The sequence below is a fragment of the uncultured Planococcus sp. genome (assembly GCF_947501725.1).
Lineage (GTDB): Bacteria > Bacillota > Bacilli > Bacillales_A > Planococcaceae > Planococcus > Planococcus donghaensis_C.
In genome coordinates this window covers 98,679-122,570 of sequence record NZ_CANMXD010000008.1, presented here as the reverse complement: position 1 = coordinate 122,570, position 23,892 = coordinate 98,679, and the positions used below count along the sequence as shown (strand labels likewise).

The window sequence follows — 23,892 nt, the reverse complement described above, 5'->3', positions numbered from 1 at the left end:
TTAATATTTAGGAGCTGAAAAAATGGCCTTATCGTTTTTATCGAGAAAAGCACGCGTCGTCACCATTACAATTGAAGAAGACGCGATCCGTCATGTCGACTTGAAGTCCTCTTTGCCGATGGAGCTGAATTGTGCGGAAGAACATCTTCTTCCTGCAGGCATCATCGAAGAGGGGAAGATCGTCGACGCGGAGGCGCTGGCCTCGGTACTCGATAAGGCTGTCAATCAGTGGGGTCTCTCTAAGAAGTCAGTCCGCTTCCTCGCCCCTGACGAATTCGTTATCATCCGCAAAGTACCTTACCCCGACGATGTCGAAGCCGATGAACTGAAAGGCCATTTCTTCATCGAAATCGGTTCGACGCTTTACCTGCCCTTTGAAGATCCCGTCTTTGATGTGGTGCCGTACCACCCGGAAGAAGAAGAGCCGGAAGCGATCATCATCGCTTCCAAGGAATCGGTCATGCAGTCCTATGAAGATGTTTTTGATCAGGTGAAATTAAAAGCGGTGGTTGCTGATATCACGCCACTTGCTCTTTACCGCTTGGGCTATCTGCAGCATGATTTCCAGGAAGACGAGCACATCATGCTCATCGACCTGCAGTCGAAAAAAATGACGGTGTCGATTTTCCACGAACATTTTCCGATGTTCATGCGTCCGGTCGATTTGGAAGTGGAAGATCCGTATTCGGCCGACCGTACCGCTGTGATGGAGACGATTGAAATCGAAGCCGAAAAACTGGCGAATTTCTACCGCTACAATATGAACAGCGGCGAAATCGGCATTTCAAAAATCATCTGCAACGGGGAATTCTACGATTGGGAATCTTTCCAGCAAAGTCTGGAAATGCGGTTTCAGATTCCTGTCCTGCCGCTCGTCATCGACGTCATTCCGTGCGGCGACGAAAAAGATGTTCCAAGACGCTTTAACCGGGCCATCGGTCTCGCGCTGAAAGAGGTGTAAGAGTTTATGTTGGTTGATATTAACCTATTGCCGCAAAAGGAACGGGACCGTCCCGCTTTTCTGATTGCGGCGATTTCGATTTTATTCGCAGCCGTCATCGTTTGGGCGGTCTTGGCATTTCTGGCCGGCTCCCATGAACGGGAACAGGCAGTCCTCGCTGCGCAATCCGTGCAGGTCGCTTCTGAACAAGCGGCGATCCGCACCCAATTGGAAGCGGCGCAGGGGATGAATGAAGAACAGCAATTGAAAGCGACCGTCGACTGGGCGGAGGGCTATCAATTTGATACGGTTCCATTGTTACAGGAATTGGTGTCCATCCTGCCGGCTCGCGGCTTTTTTGAAAGCTTTTCCTATACCGGACTGGATCAGGCGATTTTGTCAGTCCAGTTTGATACCGCACGCGAAGCCGCTTATTATCTGGCGCAGCTGAAAGCGTCGGAACTGATCGAGTCAGCGACTTTGGACAGTGTCGCGCAAAATGAAATTGACACGGCTGAAACAACTGAAGAAGGCGTAGTCATCGAAAAAGCGATTATTGAAGAAATGCCACGTTATGTTGCAAGCTATACATTGATCTTTGTCGACGAACGCATTCCGACAGACGATACGGCTGTTCCGGTCGAAGGCGAAACCGCGGTCGAAGAACCGGCAGAAGAAGTAGTAGAAGAACCTGCCGAAGACGTGGATGTCGACGTTGAAGTCAATACCGAAACGGAAGCACCCGCCGACACAGTCGAACCGGCTGAAACCGCTCCAGCAGAAACAGGAGGGGATGGCCAATGAGCAGTTTATCGAAAAGTCAAAAAGAAAAGGGCCTGATCGTCTTATCCATCATCTTCCTGTTGGCGCTCGCAGCGTATTCCTACTTCACCTTGTACGCACCAGCCAAGGAATCAAGGCTGCAGGCGGAACAGACATTGAGCTCAGAACGCGACGTCTTGATTGCGCTGCAGACCCAGCTGAAGGAATTGCCGGAAGGCGAGAAGATCAGCACCAGCGACCTGCAGCAAAAAGTGTCCGTCGAATCCTTGACTGAGCAAATCGTCCTTCAGATCGAGCAGGCTGAATTGATTTCCGGGACTTTGATCGACAACATCGGCATAACTGAAGGTCTGGTTTCATTGCCGGTTCCGGTTGAAGGGCTTGAGAATCTTCAGGAAGTCTTGACGACTGTCACCATCAAAGCGGATGACTATAAAGAAATCACCACGTTTATCACAGAAGTCGAAGCGATGGAGCGCATCATGATCGTCGAAGCCGTCGATTTCGGCTCCAACGAAGAAGTCACTTCGGCCGACCAAGTGGGCGAACCCCTTGATGTCAACCTGACCTTCTCGGCGTATTTCCGCCCGGACTTGATCGCACTCGCAGACACCGTGCCGAAAGTCGACGCCCCGGCGCCGGCAGACAAAGTCAATCCGTTGCCGCAAAATGACGGCACGGCTCTGGCTGAAGAGGAAGAATCCGAAGAAGATGCAGACGTCGACGTGGATGTTGAAGTCAATGTCGATGAAAACGCGGCAGCTTCAGACGAGGAATAGAAGGAAGAGAGAAATCACTGCGATTTCTCTCTTTTTGATAGAATTTGGCCGTTCTGCAAACAAACTAGTTTATAGCGCAAACAAACTCAGCATTCCGCAAACAAACTCGAGTATTCCGCAAATAAAACCGTTATACCGCAAACAAAAGCTCTGTCCTCCGCTTTTCGCTTGCGAAAAGCATCCGTTCAGTTCTGTTTCTTCGGCACTGTGTCGGGGTTGGAGGCGCCGACGTAGAGATAGTCGTATAACTTGAACAATAGTAGAGTTTTTCAGCTATCGCCTAAGAAATAATTTTTCCCACTACATAAAAAAGAACAGAAGATGCCGAAAACCGTCAGCTCCTGCGTCGCGAAGAGATGGACCAAACTGCGTTTGGCCCGTCTCTTGAAAAGCATCTATTCAGTCCTGGTTCCCAGCATTGCGTCGTGGGTTGGACGCGGTGGCGCTACGATAATTGTTTATATTAAGTCTGAGTTTTTATTTCCAGGTTATTCGTTAAGATATGGAGTAAAACAACGGAGACTCCAGCGGGATAGTGAAGTGCCGAAATCCACTCGGACAGTAAGTCCGAGTTAGTTCGGCGCAAGCCCGCAGGAAAGCGGAGTTGTTTTACGGAATATCAACAACAAACTATCCCACAAAAAACTATAGCAAAGAGGGTTTCTATGGTACTTACTTATTCTTTCTTCTTCTCGCTGTTCGGGCTCGTTTTCGGCTCATTCTTCAACGTCGTCGGCTTGCGCGTACCGAAAAAGGAATCCATCGCGTATCCGCCTTCGCATTGCACCAATTGTCAGCGGCGCTTGACCGCGCTCGACCTGGTGCCGGTGTTCTCTTACTTGTTCCTGAAAGGCGAATGCCGGACATGCGGCTCGAAAATCCATTGGGTCTATCCGCTGATGGAGGCGATCACTGCGGTTTTATTCGTGGCATCGTATTTGGTGTTCGGCTTTACGCCCGAGCTGATCGTCGCGATCTTGTTCGTTTCAATGCTGGTCATCATCACCGTATCGGACATCGCCTATATGCTGATTCCCGACAAAGTGCTCCTGCCGTTTGCGGTGGTGCTGCTCGGTTTGCGCATCGCGATCCCGCTTGACCCGTGGTGGGACAGTTTGCTCGGCGCAGCGGTCGGATTTTCCTTATTGTTCCTGATCGCCGTCGTCTCCAAAGGCGGCATGGGCGGGGGCGACATCAAACTGTTTTTCGTCATCGGACTGGTGCTCGGCACAGCCGGTACCTTGATGACCCTGTTCTTTGCGTCGTTCATCGGTGCCATCGTCGGCATCATTCAACTGCGCGTCACAAAAAAAGGCCGCAAGACGCCGATTCCGTTCGGTCCGTCAATCGCGGCCGCAGCCGTCATCGTCTATTTCTGGGGAGACGGTATGCTCGCTTGGTATATGAATTTTCTGGGGTGAAGCTGAGGCTTCATCTTTTTTTATTGTAAAATCCGCAACTTGTAAATGCGAAAGCACAGCTGTATTCGAAATGCCGACCTGAACTATTGCAAATTAGAATTCCGAACAGCGCTGCGCAGCGCTTTGCAGGGACCGGAGCCACCAAATCTCATTTTTCGATCCCTCAAACCTTAGCAAAAATCATTTATTGCCATTTGTTAACGACTTTCTGCAAATGGTATGATTCTTGAAAAAGGAGAGATTCCATCTATGAAATTCAAATCCGATTTCCCCATCATTCTAGCTTCACAGTCGCCGCGCCGCCAGGAACTGCTTGGCATGCTTGGCGTCGGCTTCCAAGTCATCCCGAGCACCACGGATGAACCCGCTCCAGAGAAGTTTGGGACAGCACTCGGCTATGTGCTGGCATGCGCCGCACAAAAAGCGCAGGAAGTGGCGGCTGGACAGAAAGAAGCTGTCGTCATCGGCTCCGATACCATCGTCGTTTTGGATGGCGAGGTTTTGCTTAAGCCTAAAAATAAAAAGCAGGCCAAAAACTATCTGCAGAAACTGTCGGGCAACACGCACGAAGTGATCACTGCGGTGACCGTTGTGCAGGGCAACAGTGAGTTGTCGTTTCACGAAGCAGTCAAAGTGACGTTCTATGAGTTGCCGGAAGCGTGGATCGATGCCTATGTCGAGACGGAAGATCCGTATGACAAAGCAGGTGCTTACGGAATCCAGACGGTATCGGGACTATTCGTCAAAGAGATCCAGGGCGATTACAACGCGGTGGTCGGCTTGCCGGTTGCGGCTTTAACGCAAAAACTTGCGGCTGCCGGTTTTATTTCCTTGGAAGGGAGCGGTGTCCGATGCTGAACGAAACGCCGTTGATGATTCGTGACGTCCATATTGCCGACCGCCCCCGTGAACGCCTGATCAACCAGGGGGCTGCGGCTTTGTCCAACCAGGAGCTGATTGCGATCCTGCTGCGGACCGGCAGCCGGCAGGAATCGGTGCTGCATTTGGCGAACCGCGTGCTGACCCATTTCGAGCAAATTCAGGAAATGAAGAATGCCACCATCGAAGAGATGGTGGCGATCAATGGCATCGGCCAGGCAAAAGCGGTTCAGCTGCTTGCGGCGGTCGAACTCGGCCGCCGGTTGTCCTCGAAACAGACCGATGCGAAATTCACCATCCGTTCCCCGAAAGACGCGGCTTCCTATTTAATGGCCGATATGACTTCCCTCAAGCAGGAGCATTTTGTGGTGCTGTTCCTCAATATCAAAAATCAGGTGATGCACCGGCAGACCATTTTTGTCGGCAGCCTGAATGCTTCCATCGTCCATCCCCGTGAGATTTTCCGTGAAGCTGTGCGGCGTTCTTCCGCTTCGATCGTCTGTGCCCATAATCATCCGTCAGGCAACCCGGCACCTTCGCCAGAAGACATTGATGTCACGAAACGGCTTGTGGAAGCAGGCAGCATCATCGGCATCGAACTGCTCGACCATGTCATCATCGGAGACCACCAATTCATTTCCCTGAAAGAAAAGGGGTTCATGTAGCACTGTTTATTTTTTTTCTTTTCGTCTATAATGAGTGGTATTGTGTCAACGCAATTGCCGAAATACCGGCTTGTTACAGAAAGGAAGAAAACCTGTGCTTGGATTTGGTTCGAAAGATGTAGGAATTGACTTAGGTACTGCGAATACATTGGTGTATATCAAAGGCAAAGGGATCGTTCTTCGCGAGCCTTCCGTTGTCGTTAAAAATAAAAAGACCGGCGAAATCGTCGCAGTCGGCAGCCAGGCCAAGAACATGATGGGCCGCACGGCAGCGTCGATCGTCGCCATCCGTCCGATGCGTGACGGCGTCATCGCCGATTACGACACGACCCTTACGATGATCCGCCATTATCTTGTCGAGGCATCAAAAGCAGTCGGCAGCAAATGGAAAACCGGCAACGTCATGATCTGCGTCCCTTATGGCATCACTTCCGTCGAACAGCGGGCCGTTCTGGACGCTGCCCGCGGAGCCGGAGCACGTGAAGCATTCACGATCGAAGAGCCTTTCGCGGCGGCGATCGGAGCAGATTTGCCGGTTTGGGAACCTATGGGAAGTATGGTCGTCGATATTGGTGGCGGAACGACTGAAGTCGCCGTGATTTCACTGGGTGGCATCGTTTCAAGCGAATCGATCCGCGTCGCTGGTGACGCACTGGATCTGGAAATCACCCAGTATATCCGCAAAACCTATAATGTGTTAATTGGCGAACGGACAGCTGAAGCCTTGAAAGTCGGAGTCGGATCAGCCCGTATTATGGAAGAATCCGAAAGAGACGTCTCCATGGAAATCCGCGGGCGCGATCTTTTGACGGGCTTCCCGAAAACCTTGCAGGTCACTGCCGGCGAAATTGCAGAAGCCTTGAGTGAATCGGTCGAAGCCATTGTCGCAGGCGTCAAAGCGACCCTGGAAAAGACGCCGCCTGAATTAAGTGCGGATGTCATGGAAAATGGCATCGTTTTGACCGGTGGAGGCGCTTTGCTGAAGAACCTCGACCGCGTCATTTCAGCTGAAACGTCCATGCCGGTGTTCATCGCCGAAAATCCATTGGACTGTGTCGCAATCGGCACGGGCAAGGCTTTGGAGAATATGGACCAATTCCGCCGCCAGTTATCAATAAAATAAGGAGGATGGCGATATGCCACAGCTTTTAACGAACAAGCGGCTGATTTTGCTGCTGTTGGGAGTCATCCTGCTCGTTGCCTTAATTTCTTTTTCGCTCCGTGACCGCGGCAATGTGTCGCTGCCGGAACAAATCATAAAAGATGCAGTTGGAGCCGGGCAGTCGGTATTTTCACGCCCTGCTCATTTTGTCACTGGAATTTTTGATAATGTCGATTCGTTATTGAACACATTTGAGGAAAACCAGCATCTGAAAACGCGCTTAGAAGAATTTGCGGGCGTGCAGGCTGAAGTCAAGGACTTGCGTTCTGAAAACACAGAACTGAAACAAATCGTCGGGAAAGAAGAAGACCTGCGCGATTACAATCCGATCCAGGCGACCGTCATTGCACGGAATCCGGATCAATGGGAAGAAAAAATCATTTTGAACCGCGGCTCCAATGAGGGAGTGGCGGAGAACATGGCAGTCATGACCGCCAGCGGCCTGATCGGCAAAGTCACATTGACGACGCCGACCACATCCACGGTGGAATTGATTTCCACGCTCAACCCCAATTACCGTGTTTCAGCGATGGTCGTCGGCGGTGCGAAGGATGTCTACGGCCTGATCGAAGGCTATGATGCCGAGCGGCGTGAGCTGCTTTTGAAACGGATTGACGCCGATATCGAGCTGAAAGAAGGCGAACAGGTCATCTCCAGCGGACTGGGCGGCATTTTCCCGAAAGGCATCCTGATCGGCACCATCACCGAAATCACCATCGATGAATTCGGTCTGACGAAGCTTGCCTATGTCAAACCGGCAGCTGACTTTTCCTTGTTGGACCACGTCATCATCGCAGACCGGGTCATGCCGGAAGTGGACGGTGAAGACAATGGCGTGACAGGAGACGATGAATCATGATCCGTTTCCTCATCCCGTTGATCTGTCTCGTCCTGTTTTTCATGGAACCAGTTTTCGGCCTTTTTTCACCGCTCAATATAGGTGGCGAACTGAATTACATCGTGCCGCGTTTCCTCATTATGTTCCTGATTTTCCTGACGCTTTATTATGACCTGAAGCATGCCATGTTCTATGGATTATTTTTCGGGCTCTTGTATGATGTCTTTTACATTGATATTATTGGATTATATTCTTTCTTGTATCCAGCCATTTGTCTGGCGGCAGCATTCGTCTTCAAACGGATTCCCCGGAATCTGTTGACGTCGACGCTGCTGACACTCGCATTATTGGCGATATTCGAATTTGTGCTTTACCAGTTTTTCCTGCTTATTTCATTGACGGGAATGCCGCTCGGCACATTTTTATCGACGCGGCTTTGGCCGACGATGGTCGCCAATTCCATTTTTCTGGTGATGCTTGGCTGGGTGTTCAAGTCGGTGATGGTCACGCAATTATCGGAGCGTGACAATAAGATAGGGTTATATTAATGAAAGCGCAGGTGACACATTTTTTGAAGAATCTCGTTACGATTAAAGGGAAAAATAAAGGGCTTGTGCTGTATCTCGATGACCAATGTGCCTACACGGATCTATTGGCCGAGTTGAAGGCGAAGGTGTCGGATCCTGCGCTGGACAGTGATACCGAAGTGACGGTGCATCTGAATAATCGCTATTGCACCGACAGCCAGATCCAGGAGTTGAGCGAAGTCGTCGGCACCAATCCTCATCTGAAAGTGGTCGCGACGACGAGCGACATCCTGACAGTCGAAAAAAGCGATCAGCTGATCCGCGAAAGCCAGTCGGAAACGTATGTCGGCATCGTGCGCTCCGGACAGGTCATCAAAGCTGAAGGCGACTTGGTCGTCATCGGCGACGTCAACCCGAACGGCCGCGTGGAAGCAGGCGGCAGCGTTTACGTGCTGGGCCGGCTGAAAGGTGCGGCGCATGCCGGAACCAAAGGCAACCGCGACGCAGTCATCGCAGCATCCTGGCTGGAAGCGACGCAATTGAAGATCGACAACGAATTGGAAACCATGACAGACGAATTGTCCAGTCTTTCGGAACAGCCGGAAATGGAATGTGCTTATTTACATACAAACGGCACCATCATCATTGACCGTTTGCAGGAATTGCGGTTTATCCGTCCGCAAATTTCAACGTTTAAAGGAGGAAGCTAGTGTGGGAGAAGCTATCGTAATTACATCAGGCAAGGGAGGCGTCGGTAAAACGACGACAACCGCCAACCTCGGCACTGCATTGGCTCTTCAAGGGAAAAAAGTATGCTTGATCGACACCGATATCGGATTGCGCAACCTCGACGTCATCCTGGGGTTGGAGAACCGCATCATCTATGATTTGATCGACGTATTGGAAGGCCGCTGCAAAGTGCATCAGGCACTCGTCAAAGACAAGCGCTTTGAAGACATGCTGTACCTTTTGCCGGCTGCACAAACGGCCGATAAAAACGACGTCAATCCGGAACAGATGAAGGAACTCGTGACGGAACTGAAGAAAGACTATGATTTCGTCATCATCGACTGCCCGGCCGGAATTGAGCAGGGCTACAAAAATGCCGTCGCTGGAGCAGATCATGCGATCGTCGTGACGACACCGGAAATTTCGGCTGTCCGTGACGCGGACCGCATCATCGGTTTGCTTGAATTGGAAGAGAACATCGACGCCCCGCGTTTGATCATCAACCGAATCCGTCCGCATTTGATGAAAGCGGGAGAAGCGCTGGACATCAATGAAATCACGACCCACTTGTCGATCGATCTGCTGGGCATCATCGCAGACGACGAACGTGTCATCTCGAGCTCGAACAAAGGCGAACCGATCGTCATGGATCCATCCAACACCGCTGCACTGGGCTACCGCAATATCGCGCGCCGCCTGCTTGGTGAATCGGTTCCACTGATGAGCATGGAAAAAGCACCGCCAAGTTTGTTCACTAAAATCAAAGCTGTTTTCACGAAATAAGAATTTTTAGCCTCCGCTGTCGAAGCGGGGGCTTTTTTAAAACTTTGGGGAGGTGTTGTATGAACGATTTCTTATTGGCAGGGATGATTGCAGCGGAACGCTTGCCGGCAGCACATGAAGCGAAGTCAGCCGTTTTATCGGAATTAAAGAATTCACTGGCGGGTGCCAGCGGCGAGCAGCGCACGGCCGCTTTATTGAAACGGGAATTGGATTTGCCGGGGGACACGGCATTTTTGCATGATGTACATATCCCGTATAAAGATGGAACAGCGCAAATCGATCTGCTGCTGGTTCATGCGGAAGTTGTCTGCGTGCTGGAAGTGAAGAATATGGTCGGGGAGTTTTATTTCGACTCGGTGAATTTCCAGTTTCACCGAATCGTCGACGGCCGCAGGGAAGGGATGCGCAATCCGGAAGCGCAGCTGCACCGGGCAGTTCGTGCGGTCAGCGGCTTTCTCGGCGTCCCGGTGCATGGCGTCATCGTCCTCGCGAGCCGCTCCGGAAAAGTGGTGGAAGCGCCCAAGCAGTATCCGGTCCTCTCACTCGACTACTTGCCGTTTCATCTTGAGCAGTTGGCGAAGGGCTCGAAACTTTTCGAATCGGCGGTGCTCGCTGCCAAACTAGAAAACTTGCCGGCGCGCAATTCGAGCCGCCACTGGCTCGAGCGCCATAACATCACCTTCGATTCATTGCGCCACGGTGTGAGCTGTCCAACTTGCCGCTGCTGTCCGTTGGTGTGGCAGGAGCGCAAATGGAATTGCGGCGTCTGCGGATTTACTTCGCGGGATGCGCATGAAGTCGCGCTCCAGGAATATGCCGTGCTGTTCGGTTGCGAACTCGACACAAAGCTTGCTTACCGTTTGCTCGGGGTGGAAGATAAATACATCCTGTACCGGTTGTTGGAGAAGACGGCTCCGCGGAGCGAAAAGCGCGGAAAGCGCCGGATTGTCGAGAACCGGGAGCTGCTGCATGCGTATTTCGGCCGCGTTTATCGCTGACCGCACCTCAAATGGGCTTAACCGCACCTCGCGAGTCGATAACCGCACCTCAAACACGAAAGACCGCACCTCGCACCACGAGTACCGCACCTCACGAGCCAAACACCGCACCTCACAATAAATCCATCAGCTGCCAGCAAGCAATTTCCCGAAACCTTACATTTTCTATTGACGCCACGGGTTCTCCCGTGGTATTATTCTAATGTTATGTTTGTAGCGTACCGTGCTGCAACCGCTCGAATCAGGTTGCTTTAAGAATTCGCTCCGGCGAGTCACCTGAATAGGCGAGTCTTAATCTAAGAGGAGGTGCAAGGATATGTACGCGATTATTGAAACTGGTGGAAAACAAATCAAAGTTGAAGCAGGCCAAGAGATCTACGTTGAGAAATTGAACGGAGAAGCTGGGGATGTCATCACATTTGACAAAGTTCTATTTGTAGGTGGAGAAAATACTAAAGTGGGTGTTCCTTTTGTTGAAGGAGCTACTGTTACGGCTAAAGTTGTAAAAAACGGCAAACAGAAAAAAATCACAGTATTCACATACAAAGCTAAAAAGAACTATCACAAAAAACAAGGTCACCGTCAGCCATACACTAAATTGACTGTCGATGCGATCAACCTGTAAGAATGATACGAGTAACTGTAAAAGAAACCTCAAAACGCATTTCGTCATTTGAAATGTCAGGCCATGCGGATTATGCTGAACACGGGCAAGACCTCGTATGTGCTGGAGCGTCCGCTGTCTCATTTGGAGCGGTGAACGCCATCATGGAGCTGACGGGAATCGAACCTGACATTCAGCAGGCAAACAGTGGCTTTTTAAAAGTCGGTTTTCCGGAGAACCTGGATGAGAAGACGGACGAGCAGGTTCAACTGCTTGTGCGCGCAATGATTGTTTCATTGAAAACGATTGAACAAGACTATGAAGAATATATTAAAATAACCTTCACAGCTTAGGAGGTGGGACAGAATGTTAAGATTAGATCTTCAGTTTTTTGCATCCAAAAAAGGTGTAGGTTCAACGAGAAACGGACGTGACTCTGAATCTAAACGCCTTGGCGCAAAACGTGCAGACGGCCAAGAAGTTACTGGTGGTTCAATTTTATACCGTCAACGCGGGACTAAAATTTATCCAGGTGAGAACGTTGGACGCGGCGGAGACGATACACTTTTCTCTAAAATCGACGGAGTTGTACGTTTCGAACGTTACGGACGCGATAAGAAAAAAGTTAGCGTATATCCAGTTGCACAAGAAGCTTAATACAAAACGAAAAGGGCTGCTTTCGCAGTCCTTTTTCTTTTGAAATTTATAAGCGCGGATCCGAGAACAGGCTCTACGCATTATTTTAGGAATTTACTCCAAACTCTTGGTATACTGGAATAAGAAGCTGAACCGGGACGTGACTTATGGAAAAGACAATTACAGTGGCACAATCGCTTCGGCATGCGCGCCATGATTTTTTAAATGAATTGCAATTGATCAAAATGAATTTGGACCTTGGCCGTCTCCAGGAGGCACAGGCAATTATTCGTTCGCATGCCGAAGCGGCTATGCATGCCAGCCGGCTGGCTGATATCGGGCTGCCGCTGACAGAAGAATGGCTGTTGACTGCAAATTGGCGCTTTCCCGGATTTAATTTTCGAGTGGAGTGCCCGGCGTTGAAAGCACCTGTGCATTTGGATGCAGACTTTCGGCGTTTTCTGGAGGCTTTCGTTGAATCCGCCAAAGAACGCCTGTCACCATATCAGGCTTTTTACGGCGTGATTTCATTGACATCCAGTGCGGCATCTTTTGAAATGGAAATTAGTTGTCCGGGAAATTGGCTGGATTTGGACGTTTTGGAAACACCGGGATTTATGGTACGAAAAGAGTGCAGCGAAGACAGCACAATGATAGCTGTTCGTGCACAGATGGAGGGATAATATGTTTGTCGATCACGTAAAAGTTTATGTTAGAGGTGGCGACGGCGGGGATGGCATGGTTGCATTCCGCCGCGAAAAATATGTACCGGACGGCGGACCTGCCGGCGGTGACGGCGGTAAAGGCGGAAATATCATCTTTATCGTTGAAGAAGGATTACGGACGCTGATGGATTTCCGCTACAAGCGGATCTTTAAAGCAGAACGCGGAACACACGGAATGAGCGCCAATAAACACGGTGCCAAAGCTGAAGATACATTCATCAAAGTTCCACCGGGCACAGTCGTAAAAGACGTCGAAACTGGCGAAACGATTGCCGATTTGGTGGAGCATGGCCAAACAGCGATCATCGCTAAAGGCGGACGCGGAGGCCGAGGAAACTCACGTTTTGCGACGCCTGCAAACCCGGCACCGGAGCTGTCTGAAAAAGGCGAACCGGGCTTTGAACGCAATGTCATTTTAGAATTGAAAGTGTTGGCGGATGCCGGACTTGTCGGATTCCCAAGTGTCGGAAAATCGACATTGTTATCAGTCGTTTCCGCTGCTAAACCAAAAATCGCTGAATACCATTTCACGACGATCGTTCCGAATCTTGGGATGGTTGAAACGGAAGATGACCGCAGCTTCGTCATGGCCGATCTTCCAGGATTGATCCAAGGCGCCCACGAAGGGATCGGCCTTGGCCATCAATTCCTACGCCATATCGAACGGACGCGTGTCATCATCCACGTCATCGATATGTCAGGTCTTGAAGGACGCGACCCTTACGAGGATTATGTCACCATCAATGAAGAGTTGAAGCAATACAATATGCGGTTGACGGAACGTCCGCAATTGATCGTTGCAAACAAAATGGATATGCCGGATTCTGAAGAGAATCTAGCGAAATTCCGTGAGAAGTTGCCGGAAGATGCCCGCATTTTCCCGATCTCGGCATTATCACGCAAAGGCCTGAGCAATCTGTTGTTCGCCATTGCCGATGTGATTGAAGTGACGCCGGAATTCCCATTGATCGACGAGGCCGAAGAAGATTCAGAAAGCACGGTTCTCTACAAACACGAATCCGATGCAGATGGCTTCAACATTACGCGTGAGTCTGACGGCGCATTCGTATTGTCCGGTTATGCGATTGAACGGATGTTCAAGATGACCGACTTCTCGCGTGAAGATTCGATTCGCCGATTTGCCCGCCAGATGCGCGGTATGGGAATCGACGATGCGCTTCGTGAACGCGGAGCGGAAAATGGCGACACGGTTCGCCTGCTCGAATTCGAATTTGAATTTATGGATTGATGCGGAGGTAGCTTGAATGAAGGATATTTCGGAACAACGGTATTATTTAGTGCGTGAAGACGTTTTGACGGAAGCGATGCAAAAAACGCTCGAAGTGAAAAAAATGCTGCAGAATGACCGCATTTCCATTATGGACGCGGTCAACAAGACAGGTCTTTCGCGCTCTGCGTTTTATAAATATCGGGACGCTGTATTTCCGTTCCATTCGATTGTCAAAGAACGGATCCTGACGGTTTTCCTGCAATTGGAGGACCGTTCAGGGACGCTCGCGACACTTCTGCAGACAGTCGCTGAAAACGGCTGCAATATTTTGACCATCCACCAGACCATTCCGATCCAGGGGCGGGCGAATGTCACCTTGTCACTGGACGTAACGGCGATGGAAGGGGATTTGGACCTGTTTTTACAGCAGCTGAAAAAGCTCGATTTTGTCGAGTCGGCTGATGTGGTATCAAGTGGATCATCTTAATGGAGGAATGTTTAAATGACTGGACAATCTGTTGATAAACGAATCTCATATTTAGGGCCGGAAGCATCATTTACACACCTTGCGGCAAAAAAAGTTTTCCCTGAAGGTACCCTGGTGCCATTTACAACCATTCCCGAATGCATAGAAGCAGTGGCAGAGGGCAGCGTAGATTATGCTGTCGTGCCGCTGGAAAATGCGTTGGAAGGATCCGTTCCACTGACAGTGGATTATTTATTCCATGAAGCGCAATTGTATGTGACGGCTGAAGTCTTATCGCCGATCGAACAGCATTTGCTGGTGCACCCTGAAAACCGCAATGCGGAAGCATTCGAGGCGATCTATTCGCATCCACATGCATTGGCGCAATGCCATAAATACCTTTTTTATACATATAAGAATACGCCTTTGGAACAATACAGTTCGACAGCTGCTGCGGCTAAAATGGTTTCTGAATTGCCGGAACGCAATATTGCGGCAATCGGCAATGAGTTCTCCGCCCATAAATACGGGTTGGACATTCTGCAGCGTGATATCCACGATTTCCATTTTAACCACACACGCTTTTTCGTGCTGTCGAAATCGGACCATAAGCTGACAGATCCGGCGCATGACAATCAAGTCAAAACGACGTTGATGATCACGCCGCCGGACGACGACCGCTCGGGTGTCCTGCACCAGATCTTGTCCGTCTTCGCCTGGAGACGCCTGAACTTGAGTAAAATCGAGTCGCGTCCTTTGAAGACCGGCCTCGGCGATTATTTCTTCATCGCAGATGTGCTGGCAGACGAAGGGGACGCCATGATGCGCGGCGCCTTCGAAGAGCTCTCAGCACTTGGCTGTACAGTAAAAACTTTAGGTTCGTATTATACGTATAAATAAAACATGGAAGCCCTGCAGCGAAAACGCTGTGGGGCTTTAAGTTTGTAGAAGGAAAAGTGAGTTATAGACTCTATAGCGAATCCTGCTCTCCAGGCAGAAGCTTTCCACCGGCTTGCTTCACTTCTCTTATGATTGCAGTGGGTAAATATAATCTTGCTGTGAATTCACTAAGTAATTTAGCGCCGGCGCGTCCACGGGCTAAGCGAAGCAAGAAGACAGGCGTTCTTCCTGGCTTCTTGCGGGAGCTATGCCCGAAGCGACCGAAGCGTTGTGAAAAAGCTAACTCCTCCGTTCAACTTGCCTTAACTACACGTAAACATTCAAAACAAAAACCCACAACCCCGCAAAATGCGGAATCATGGGTTCAATCAAATCCTATTCAGTTTCCACCAGCAAAAATCCGTTATCCCGCATCACGCTGACCGCTTTTTCAAGCGTTGCGTAATCTGGTGCGGTGATGGTGTGGAGGTGTGTGCCGTCTGTCAGTTCCAGCAGATAGCTGGCTCCGGTATCGTGGACGCGTTTCATAAAGGATTCGACTTCCTGGGCGCTCGAGACATGGATGCCGGCTGTCAGTTCGCCGTAGACCGGATGCTCGATCGAGACATCTTTGACCGTGACGCCTGACTCGACCAGCAGCTTCAGTTCGCGTTCGGTGTCTTCGGGCTGGTGGCGGCAGGCGATGCGCCGGCTGGCTTCTTGGGTGGTACGCTCAGCGAGATACAGATACCCCTGGCTGGTGGCGATGATCGGCTCGCCTTTTGCCTTCAGCAGGGTCATATCGCCGACGATGACCTGGCGCGACACGCTCGTAAGCGCAGCAAGTTCGCTGCCGGTCATCGGTTGTGCCGAAGCTCTGATTTTTTCCAGCAGGAATTGGCGCCGCTGTTCGCCGAATAATTTTTTCATGTGGATCCCTCGCTTATCGACTCGTTATCTTTATCTTAACATGTGCCGAATAGCAACGGGTTTATTTCGTCTAAAGCAGCCGAATATGGTATAATCGTTAAGTTGAATTAAAGGAGAGACTGTCCATGTACGATTACATAAAAGGCAAGGTTACACGCATAACGCCTGAATATTTAGTGATAGAACAGCAGGGCATCGGCTGGCAGATTTTTGCGCCGAATCCGTATTCGTTCGGCTCGGACGAACTGCAGGTATTCCTGCATCATCATGTCCGGGAAGATGCGCAGCTATTGTTCGGATTTCCGACACTCGAGCAGCGGGAATTGTTCCGCAAGCTGATTTCGGTATCAGGCATCGGCCCAAAAGGCGCGCTGGCGATCCTGGCAAGCGGACAGCCGCAGCATGTCATTGAAGCGATCGAACGGGAAGATGAATCCTATTTGGTGAAATTCCCGGGCGTCGGCAAGAAGACGGCCCGCCAGATGATTTTGGATTTGAAAGGCAAGCTGACCGAGTTTTTCGGCGATCCTTTCGATCCGGAAGAAACGAACACGCTCTTGTCGAATGACCAGGGAGAACTGGAAGAAGCGATGCTGGCACTGGGGGCACTGGGCTATTCGGAACGCGAAATCACCAAAGTCAAACCGCAGTTGCGGGATTTGGATCTGGATACAGAAGGCTTCATGAAAAAAGCGTTGCAACTGTTGCTTAAACAAAACTGATGAAAGGAGGCGAACGGCATGGAAGAACGCATCATAGACAGTGAGGCAACGGAGTTCGATGAACGCTTTGAGCAATCGCTCCGCCCTCAATTGCTGGGCCAGTATATCGGCCAGCATTCAGTAAAACACAATCTGCAGATCTTCATCGAAGCCGCGAAAATGCGCCAGGAAAGTTTGGACCATGTGCTGTTGTACGGGCCTCCTGGACTCGGGAAAACCACTTTGGCAGCCGTTATCGCCAACGAAATGGAAGTCAACATCAAAATGACCAGTGGACCGGCCATCGAACGTCCGGGTGATCTGGCGGCGATCGTGTCGTCACTTGAGCCTGGAGACGTGCTGTTCATCGATGAAATCCATCGCTTGAACCGTTCGATCGAAGAAGTGCTGTATCCGGCGATGGAGGATTTCTGTCTGGACATCGTCGTCGGCAAAGGGCCGACTGCGCGCTCTGTCCGGCTGGATCTGCCGCCGTTCACTTTGATCGGGGCGACGACGCGTGCAGGCGCTTTATCTGCACCGCTGCGCGATCGTTTCGGCGTTTTGTCCCGCCTCGAGTATTACGACACGGAAGCATTGACGGATATCGTCGTCCGCAGCTCAAAATTATTTGAAGCGGATATCCATCCGAATGCCGCTGTCGAAATCGCCCGCCGTTCGCGCGGGACCCCGCGTATCGCCAACCGTTTACTCAAGCGTGTACGCGATTATGCACAGGTGCGCGGCACCGGCTCCATCACCATGGATATGGCGGAGCAGGCACTGGAAATGTTGCAGGTCGATCCGCTTGGATTGGACCATATTGACCATAAATTATTGACGGGCATGATCGAGCGCTTCCGCGGCGGTCCGGTTGGCCTGGATACCATTGCTGCGAGCATCGGGGAAGAGTCGACGACGATCGAAGACGTCTACGAACCGTATTTGCTGCAGATCGGATTTATCCAGCGCACACCGAGAGGCCGCACCGTAACGCAACTTGCCTACGAACACTTTAAAATGGAGATGCCTGAATGACTAAATTGAACACACCACCCACAACCTTAAATGTACAGGATTTTGATTTTGAACTGCCGGAGGAATTGATTGCCCAAACGCCGTTGCTTGACCGTACGTCGAGCCGGCTGTTGGTTATGGATAAAACCACCGGTGACATTGAACACCGCCATTTCCGTGATATCACGGAACATCTGCATGAAGGCGACACATTGATCCTCAATGATACACGCGTGCTTCCCGCCCGCTTGATGGGCGTCAAGGAAGATACAGGCGCCAACATCGAACTATTGCTGTTGAAGCAGATCGAAGACGACGTCTGGGAGACCTTGGTCAAACCGGCGAAGAAAGTGAAAGTCGGTACGGTCGTTTCCTTTGGGGAAGGCTTGCTGCGTGCAGAATGCACCGGCATCCTGGACCACGGCGGCCGGCATTTCAAAATGATCTACGATGGTATTTTCTACGAGATTCTGGACCAATTGGGCGAAATGCCCCTGCCGCCTTATATCCGTGAAAAACTGGAAGATCAGGATCGTTACCAGACTGTTTTCGCAAAAGAGCGGGGAAGTGCTGCAGCGCCGACAGCCGGACTTCATTTCACCGATGAGCTGTTGGAGGAGATCCGTGCCAAAGGCGTCAATATCGCATTTATCACGCTTCACGTCGGTCTTGGGACATTCCGTCCGGTGTCGGTCGATTCGATCGAAGACCACGAAATGCATTCGGAGTTTTACCGCATCACCCAGGAAACAGCCGATTTGATCAATCAAACCAGAAAACAGGGAGGCCGCATCGTATCCGTCGGGACGACATCCACGCGCACCTTGGAATCAGTTGCCCAGAAGTTCGGTGGGGAGCTGCAGGAAGACAGCGGCTGGACCGATATCTTCATTTTCCCGGGTTACGAATTCAAAGCTATCGACGGCTTGATCACCAATTTCCATTTGCCGAAATCGACTTTAGTCATGCTGGTCAGCGCTCTTTCGAACCGTGACCACATTTTGAACGCCTATCAACAAGCCGTTGATGAACGCTACCGTTTCTTCAGTTTCGGGGATGCGATGTTCATCGAACCACAGAAAAAGGAGAATCACCAATGACAGCAGCAGTAACGTATGAACACATCAAGACCTGTAAACAAACCGGCGCGCGCCTGGGTATCGTCCATACGCCGCACGGTTCGTTCGAAACGCCGGCATTCATGCCCGTAGGGACGCAAGCGACGGTCAAGACCATGTCACCTGAAGAATTGAAAGCCATGAACGCCGGCATCATCCTCAGCAACACTTACCATTTATGGCTGCGCCCCGGCAACGACATCATCAAAGAAGCGGGCGGCCTGCATAAATTCATGAACTGGGATCGTCCGATCCTTACCGATTCCGGTGGATTCCAAGTGTTTTCGTTGAGTGAATTCCGTAACATCAAAGAAGAAGGCGTCCATTTCCGCAACCATATGAACGGCGATAAGCTGTTTTTAAGCCCGGAAAAAGCGATGCAGATCCAGAACGACCTGGGCTCTGACATCATGATGGCCTTTGACGAATGCCCGCCATTCCCGGCGACGCATGAATACATGAAATCCAGCGTTGAGCGGACTTCGCGCTGGGCGGAACGCTGCCTGGAAGCGCATGAACGCAAATCAGACCAAGCCTTGTTCGGCATCATCCAAGGCGGCGAGTTCGAAGACCTGCGCAAGCAAAGCGCCCAGGACCTCGTTTCGCTCGATTTTCCCGGTTATGCAATCGGCGGTCTGTCCGTCGGCGAACCGAAAGACGTCATGAACCGTGCACTTGAATACACGACGCCGTTGATGCCTGCCGACAAACCGCGTTACCTGATGGGCGTCGGTTCACCCGATTCCTTGATCGACGGCGCGATCCGCGGCATCGACATGTTCGATTGTGTCCTGCCGACCCGTATTGCCCGCAATGGCACATTGATGACGAGCACAGGCCGATTGAACATCAAGAATGCTGCTTTCAAGCGTGATTTCGGCCCGATCGACGACAAATGCGATTGCTATACATGCAAAAATTATTCGCGTGCTTATGTCCATCACTTGATTCGTGCAGATGAAACGTTCGGAATTAGGCTTACTAGTTATCATAACCTTCAATTTCTGTTAAACTTAATGGAACAGGTGCGTCAAGCGATTCGCGAAGACCGTCTGGGAGATTTCCGCGAAGAATTTTTTGAAGCTTACGGTTTCAATAAACCCAATGCTAAAAATTTCTGAGTCTGTACGAGAATAGAGAAAGTGAAAGGGGGAAAATGAATAATGGAAACTTTAATTGCGTTATCACCTTTACTATTAATGTTCTTGCTAATGTGGTTTTTCATCATCCGTCCTGCCCAAAAACGTCAGAAGGCAACAGCAAACATGCAGTCTGAATTGAGACGCGGCGACCGCGTTGTAACAATCGGCGGATTGCACGGCCTTGTTGATGCAGTGGACGATGCAACTGTCTACATCACTGTAGCTGATGGCACACGCTTGCAGTTCGAGCGTCAAGCAATCGCTAAAGTAGTAGAATCAGCAAAATCGATGATCTAAAATGTAAAAGCTCGCCTTCGAATCTGAAGGCGTTTTTTTTAACTAAAAATAATGTCCTTATTCTAAATTTTCCAGTTACAGGGTACAATGGATACAGTACAAGGGAAAGGAGAACACGCATGACGAGTTATCCAGATCATTTTGAACTCGTATTGCCGGCGCTTCAAAGCAAATGCAGCGAATTTCATTATTTTCAATATGATACTTTCACCGAAGAAGACCTATGGGATTTTTGTATCAAGAAAAAATGGCGAAAAAAAGATATAAGCAATATGCACTTATATGAAATGATCAACGACATCATGGACATGACCGCTTCCGACTTTCTGGCCTACCACCAAGTCGAAGCGTTGAAGAAGGCGCGCTGGAACGACGACAGCACACTCGAAAACATCGAGCACCTCCTGCGTCCATCTCCGAAAAAACCGTAGTAGGTTGAATGTGTGCATTTAGGAGTTTAGCTTTTACCCGCCGCTTCGGACGCTTAGGGCAGAGCTCACACCAGGAGCCGGGAAGAACACCCGTCTCCTGGCTCCGCACAGCCCGTGGACGCGCCGGCGCTAAGATATTTAGTGGATTTGAAACGAGCCTTTTTGTTTGGGGTAGTCGTCCGATAATATGCTCTAAGTTCTTACCAAATAATTGATTTGTAACGCAATGATCTCTGGAAGAAAGAGTGGAAGGCGGCACATGCTCCAGTAAAGCGAGTTGCGATAACACTGCTCCTGCATCGCTGCGCTAGCTTCGTCGCAAAGGCATTGTCCGAACTGCCTTCGCCCAATGCCTTGTCCGCCTGGAACGAATTCTTCATACAATGAAAACTGTTTTTTTATTCAACTCACCAAGTTCAATTTGACAGCAATCAGCGGCTGTTTCATAATGATAGTGCTTATGTTTTACACACCCGAGGAGGAAGTTTACATATGAAAGCAAGAGGTCGCATCATTGCCTTTTTCTTACTGGTTATTGTACTGATAGGAATCATTGGCACCACGAGTTTACCCATCGCAAAAGACATACGGTTAGGGCTTGACCTGCAAGGCGGCTTTGAAGTGCTCTACGAGGTGGAAACCTTAGATGGCAAGGAAGTTACAGAAAGTGTGCTGACGGATACGACGGACGCGTTGATGAACCGGATCAACGTTCTCGGCGTCAGTGAACCGGTCATCCAGATTGAGGGGGAAGACCGGATCCGGGTCCAGTTGGCGGGAGTCGAGGACCAGTCGTCGGCGCGTGAATTGCTGTCGACGGAAGCGAATCTGACTTTCCGTGACGCGGAAGACAATCTGCTGCTTTCCGGAAATGATTTGAAGCAAGGCGGCGCAACCGGAACTTTCGACCAGAACGGCAATCCGATTGTCACGCTGGAATTGAATGATCCCGGCAAATTCGCCGAAGTGACAGAAGAAGTTTCCCAGATGCCGGCACCGGACAATGTTTTGGTCATCTGGCTGGATTTTGAGGAAGGTGTGGATTCCTTCGCGGAAGAACGCATGAAGGCGGATCCGAAATTCGTCTCGGCACCGAGTGTCCAGCAGCGGATTTCGTCACCATCCGTTGAAATCTCGGGATCGTTCTCTGTAGAAGAAACACAGAATCTGGCAGGCATCCTGAATGCCGGTGCTTTGCCGGTAAGTCTGGAAGAAATCTATTCGACTTCTGTCGGCGCCCAGTTCGGTGAACAGGCGCTTGATCAGACCATGGTCGCTGCAGCTGTCGGTATCGCATTAGTGCTGGTGTTCATGCTGGTTTATTACCGCTTGCCGGGTATGGTCGCAGTCGTTACATTATCGGCGTATGTGTACCTGATCCTGCTGGTGTTCGAGTGGATCGGCGGCGTTCTGACGCTTCCGGGAATCGCGGCGATTATGCTGGGTGTCGGGATGGCAGTAGATGCCAACATCATCACCTATGAGCGGATCCGTGAAGAAATGCGAGTCGGGAAATCGGTTCAAGAAGCGTTTAAAGTCGGCGCACGTTCTTCTTTCTCCGCAATCATCGATGCCAATATCACGACATTGCTTGCGGCCGTCGTGCTGTTCTATTACGGGACAAGCTCGGTTAAAGGATTTGCGACATTATTGATCATCTCCATTTTGGCCAGCTTCCTGACAGCTGTTTGGGGATCTCGCCTGTTGCTTGGCCTGTGGGTCCACAGCGGTGTGCTGGACAATAGATTCGGGTTGTTCGGTTTGAAGAAATCGGCCATCCATGCAAGAGAAGAAGAGTTGGAAATCACGGATCTTTCAACCCGCTTTGACCGTTTTGATTTTGCGGGCAACCGCAATAAATTCTTTTTGGCTTCGATCGTCCTGATTGTGGCGGGGATGGCTGTTATTGGCGTGTTCCGCTTGAATCTGGGCATTGACTTCTCGAGTGGTACCCGTGTAGAAATCACTTCAGAAGCGGCATTGACGAAGGAAGAAGTACAAAGCTTCCTGGACGGCGCCGGCTTTGAAACGGATGACATCGTCATTTCGGGTGATGCATCCAATATCGGGGTAGCCCGTTATAACGAGGAATTTAGCCAGGAAGACATCAACAGCCTGAAATCGGTAGCGACAGAAGAGTTCGGTGCAGAGCCGAACGTTTCGACTGTGTCGCCGACAGTCGGCCAGGAGCTCGCGAAAAACGCGTTGTATGCCTTGTCGATTGCGGCAATCGGCATCATCATCTATGTAGCCTTCCGTTTTGAATGGCGTATGGGTGTGGCTTCCGTCGTCGCATTGATCCATGATGCATTCTTCATCGTTGCCATCTTCAGCCTTCTGCGTCTGGAAGTGGACATCACCTTCATCGCGGCTGTCCTGACGATTGTCGGGTATTCGATCAATGACACCATCGTAACATTTGACCGAATCCGTGAAAACATGAAGCGCATGAAGAAAATCGATTCTGTCGAACAGTTGGAGAAAGTGGTCAATGTATCGCTCCGCCAAACACTCGGCCGTTCCGTTAACACGGTATTGACCGTGCTGCTGGTGGTCATCGCATTGTTGATCTTCGGTGCACCATCGATCACCAACTTCTCCATCGCGTTGCTTATCGGGTTGATTGCCGGTACGTATTCTTCGATCTTCATCGCTGCCCAGTTATGGCTGGTTTTGAAGAAAGGCGAGCTGAAGAAAAAAGGGCCGATCGACATCGAGAAGAAAGAGCAGGAAAGCAAATGGGGTTCTGACGAGCCTGTCGTATAAGTTTAGGTTGGAATTGGAACAGGGTATAGTTATTATGACCTTGTTCCATTTTTTTATTAGTTTGAAAGGAGACTATACGATGAAATTACAATGGCTTATTTTAATCGGACTTGTTTTTGCAGTCATCATTGCGGTGTTTGCCGTTGTCAATGTGGATGAAGTGCCTGTCAACTATGTATTCGGCGAAGCTGAATGGCCGTTGATCCTGGTGATTCTGGCTTCAGCGCTTCTCGGGTTTCTGCTCAGCGGTGTGCTGGCGATCCTTCGCAACTACCAGATGCAGCGCAAAATAAAATCGCTGCAGAAAGAGATGGCGGTCAAAGAAAACCTGATCGCGACCCAACAGAACGAAATCGGCGAATACCAGAAAGCTGGTGTGGTGCCGGACGCTCAAGTCGTCACCAGCGAAGAGCGGACAAAAGAGGAAATCTGAAAAATGAACCTT

Annotated in this window: 28 protein-coding genes and 1 other annotated feature; of the genes, 27 read left to right on the top strand and 1 reads right to left on the bottom strand. The window is 50.4% G+C overall.

Features of this window, described 5'->3' with window-relative positions; genetic code table 11:
- Positions 1-22: 22 nt before the first annotated feature.
- The 19 genes from pilM (at position 23) to pheA (ending at position 15,066) form a co-directional block, all read left to right on the top strand.
- Positions 23-961 (top strand): pilus assembly protein PilM, encoded by a 939-nt coding sequence (gene pilM, locus Q0785_RS13030; RefSeq protein ID WP_298830407.1) that lies wholly within the window; start codon positions 23-25, stop codon positions 959-961.
- A gap of 6 nt (positions 962-967) precedes the next feature.
- A complete protein-coding gene (locus tag Q0785_RS13025) occupies positions 968-1,744 on the top strand; it encodes a fimbrial assembly protein (protein ID WP_298830405.1) in 777 nt (258 codons plus the stop codon).
- A complete protein-coding gene (locus Q0785_RS13020) occupies positions 1,741-2,502 on the top strand; it encodes a pilus assembly protein PilO (protein WP_298830403.1) in 762 nt (253 codons plus the stop codon). Before Q0785_RS13025 ends, Q0785_RS13020 begins: the two co-directional genes overlap by 4 nt.
- A gap of 665 nt (positions 2,503-3,167) precedes the next feature.
- On the top strand, positions 3,168-3,923 hold the full coding sequence (locus Q0785_RS13015) for an A24 family peptidase (RefSeq protein WP_298830401.1): 756 nt from the start codon (positions 3,168-3,170) through the stop codon (positions 3,921-3,923).
- Between the two features lie 249 nt (positions 3,924-4,172).
- Positions 4,173-4,781 (top strand): Maf family protein, encoded by a 609-nt coding sequence (locus tag Q0785_RS13010; RefSeq protein WP_298830399.1) that lies wholly within the window; start codon positions 4,173-4,175, stop codon positions 4,779-4,781.
- Positions 4,775-5,467 (top strand): DNA repair protein RadC, encoded by a 693-nt coding sequence (gene radC, locus Q0785_RS13005; protein WP_298830398.1) that lies wholly within the window; start codon positions 4,775-4,777, stop codon positions 5,465-5,467. The genes Q0785_RS13010 and radC overlap by 7 nt, the downstream gene beginning before the upstream one ends.
- A 94-nt stretch (positions 5,468-5,561) precedes the next feature.
- Positions 5,562-6,590, top strand: coding sequence for a rod shape-determining protein (locus Q0785_RS13000; RefSeq protein ID WP_298830396.1), 1,029 nt, complete (start codon positions 5,562-5,564; stop codon positions 6,588-6,590).
- Positions 6,591-6,603: 13 nt separating this feature from the next.
- Entirely contained in the window at positions 6,604-7,488 is an 885-nt protein-coding gene (gene mreC / locus Q0785_RS12995) for a rod shape-determining protein MreC (RefSeq protein WP_223638216.1), read from the top strand.
- Entirely contained in the window at positions 7,485-8,015 is a 531-nt protein-coding gene (mreD, locus tag Q0785_RS12990) for a rod shape-determining protein MreD (RefSeq protein ID WP_223638214.1), read from the top strand. Before mreC ends, mreD begins: the two co-directional genes overlap by 4 nt.
- Complete coding sequence (gene minC, locus Q0785_RS12985) at positions 8,015-8,704, top strand: septum site-determining protein MinC (protein WP_223638200.1); 690 nt, start codon at positions 8,015-8,017, stop codon at positions 8,702-8,704. The genes mreD and minC overlap by 1 nt, the downstream gene beginning before the upstream one ends.
- A gap of 1 nt (position 8,705) precedes the next feature.
- Positions 8,706-9,506, top strand: coding sequence for a septum site-determining protein MinD (minD, locus tag Q0785_RS12980; protein ID WP_223638198.1), 801 nt, complete (start codon positions 8,706-8,708; stop codon positions 9,504-9,506).
- Positions 9,507-9,565: 59 nt separating this feature from the next.
- The gene (locus Q0785_RS12975; RefSeq protein ID WP_298830391.1) at positions 9,566-10,504 is read left to right on the top strand and encodes a nuclease-related domain-containing protein; all 939 of its coding nucleotides are present in this window, start codon (positions 9,566-9,568) and stop codon (positions 10,502-10,504) included.
- A gap of 220 nt (positions 10,505-10,724) precedes the next feature.
- Positions 10,725-10,806, top strand: a sequence feature (ribosomal protein L21 leader region).
- A gap of 14 nt (positions 10,807-10,820) precedes the next feature.
- Complete coding sequence (gene rplU, locus Q0785_RS12970; RefSeq protein ID WP_223638192.1) at positions 10,821-11,129, top strand: 50S ribosomal protein L21; 309 nt, start codon at positions 10,821-10,823, stop codon at positions 11,127-11,129.
- A 2-nt stretch (positions 11,130-11,131) separates the two neighbouring features.
- Positions 11,132-11,461, top strand: a complete 330-nt coding sequence (locus Q0785_RS12965; RefSeq protein WP_146557531.1) for a ribosomal-processing cysteine protease Prp — start codon at positions 11,132-11,134, stop codon at positions 11,459-11,461.
- A gap of 13 nt (positions 11,462-11,474) precedes the next feature.
- Positions 11,475-11,765, top strand: coding sequence for a 50S ribosomal protein L27 (rpmA, locus tag Q0785_RS12960; protein WP_006828764.1), 291 nt, complete (start codon positions 11,475-11,477; stop codon positions 11,763-11,765).
- A 146-nt stretch (positions 11,766-11,911) separates the two neighbouring features.
- Positions 11,912-12,427 carry a Spo0B domain-containing protein gene (locus Q0785_RS12955; protein WP_298830385.1) on the top strand — a complete coding sequence of 172 codons (516 nt, stop codon included), beginning with the start codon at positions 11,912-11,914 and terminating at the stop codon, positions 12,425-12,427.
- A 1-nt stretch (position 12,428) separates the two neighbouring features.
- A complete protein-coding gene (gene obgE / locus Q0785_RS12950; RefSeq protein WP_223638186.1) occupies positions 12,429-13,718 on the top strand; it encodes a GTPase ObgE in 1,290 nt (429 codons plus the stop codon).
- A 16-nt stretch (positions 13,719-13,734) separates the two neighbouring features.
- Positions 13,735-14,187 (top strand): ACT domain-containing protein, encoded by a 453-nt coding sequence (locus Q0785_RS12945; protein ID WP_263298639.1) that lies wholly within the window; start codon positions 13,735-13,737, stop codon positions 14,185-14,187.
- 15 nt (positions 14,188-14,202) lie between these two features.
- On the top strand, positions 14,203-15,066 hold the full coding sequence (gene pheA / locus Q0785_RS12940; RefSeq protein WP_298830382.1) for a prephenate dehydratase: 864 nt from the start codon (positions 14,203-14,205) through the stop codon (positions 15,064-15,066).
- 375 nt (positions 15,067-15,441) lie between these two features.
- Here the strand turns inward: pheA and Q0785_RS12935 are convergent, their stop codons facing one another.
- The gene (locus Q0785_RS12935) at positions 15,442-15,975 is read right to left on the bottom strand and encodes a transcription repressor NadR (RefSeq protein ID WP_298830380.1); all 534 of its coding nucleotides are present in this window, start codon (positions 15,973-15,975) and stop codon (positions 15,442-15,444) included.
- Positions 15,976-16,100: 125 nt separating this feature from the next.
- On the opposite strand from Q0785_RS12935, the gene ruvA reads away from it, so the two are divergent.
- The 8 genes from ruvA (at position 16,101) to Q0785_RS12895 (ending at position 23,880) form a co-directional block, all read left to right on the top strand.
- Entirely contained in the window at positions 16,101-16,697 is a 597-nt protein-coding gene (gene ruvA, locus Q0785_RS12930) for a Holliday junction branch migration protein RuvA (RefSeq protein ID WP_223638177.1), read from the top strand.
- An 18-nt stretch (positions 16,698-16,715) separates the two neighbouring features.
- A complete protein-coding gene (gene ruvB, locus Q0785_RS12925; protein ID WP_298830376.1) occupies positions 16,716-17,714 on the top strand; it encodes a Holliday junction branch migration DNA helicase RuvB in 999 nt (332 codons plus the stop codon).
- Positions 17,711-18,793, top strand: a complete 1,083-nt coding sequence (queA, locus tag Q0785_RS12920; protein WP_298830374.1) for a tRNA preQ1(34) S-adenosylmethionine ribosyltransferase-isomerase QueA — start codon at positions 17,711-17,713, stop codon at positions 18,791-18,793. Before ruvB ends, queA begins: the two co-directional genes overlap by 4 nt.
- Entirely contained in the window at positions 18,790-19,932 is a 1,143-nt protein-coding gene (gene tgt / locus Q0785_RS12915; RefSeq protein WP_223638168.1) for a tRNA guanosine(34) transglycosylase Tgt, read from the top strand. The genes queA and tgt overlap by 4 nt, the downstream gene beginning before the upstream one ends.
- Before the next feature lie 42 nt (positions 19,933-19,974).
- Positions 19,975-20,250 (top strand): preprotein translocase subunit YajC, encoded by a 276-nt coding sequence (gene yajC, locus Q0785_RS12910; protein ID WP_223638151.1) that lies wholly within the window; start codon positions 19,975-19,977, stop codon positions 20,248-20,250.
- A gap of 119 nt (positions 20,251-20,369) precedes the next feature.
- The gene (locus Q0785_RS12905) at positions 20,370-20,681 is read left to right on the top strand and encodes a post-transcriptional regulator (RefSeq protein WP_298830372.1); all 312 of its coding nucleotides are present in this window, start codon (positions 20,370-20,372) and stop codon (positions 20,679-20,681) included.
- 492 nt (positions 20,682-21,173) lie between these two features.
- Positions 21,174-23,447 carry a protein translocase subunit SecDF gene (gene secDF / locus Q0785_RS12900; protein ID WP_298830370.1) on the top strand — a complete coding sequence of 758 codons (2,274 nt, stop codon included), beginning with the start codon at positions 21,174-21,176 and terminating at the stop codon, positions 23,445-23,447.
- A gap of 79 nt (positions 23,448-23,526) precedes the next feature.
- Complete coding sequence (locus Q0785_RS12895) at positions 23,527-23,880, top strand: lipopolysaccharide assembly protein LapA domain-containing protein (protein WP_223638145.1); 354 nt, start codon at positions 23,527-23,529, stop codon at positions 23,878-23,880.
- The last annotated feature ends 12 nt before the right edge of the window (positions 23,881-23,892 follow it).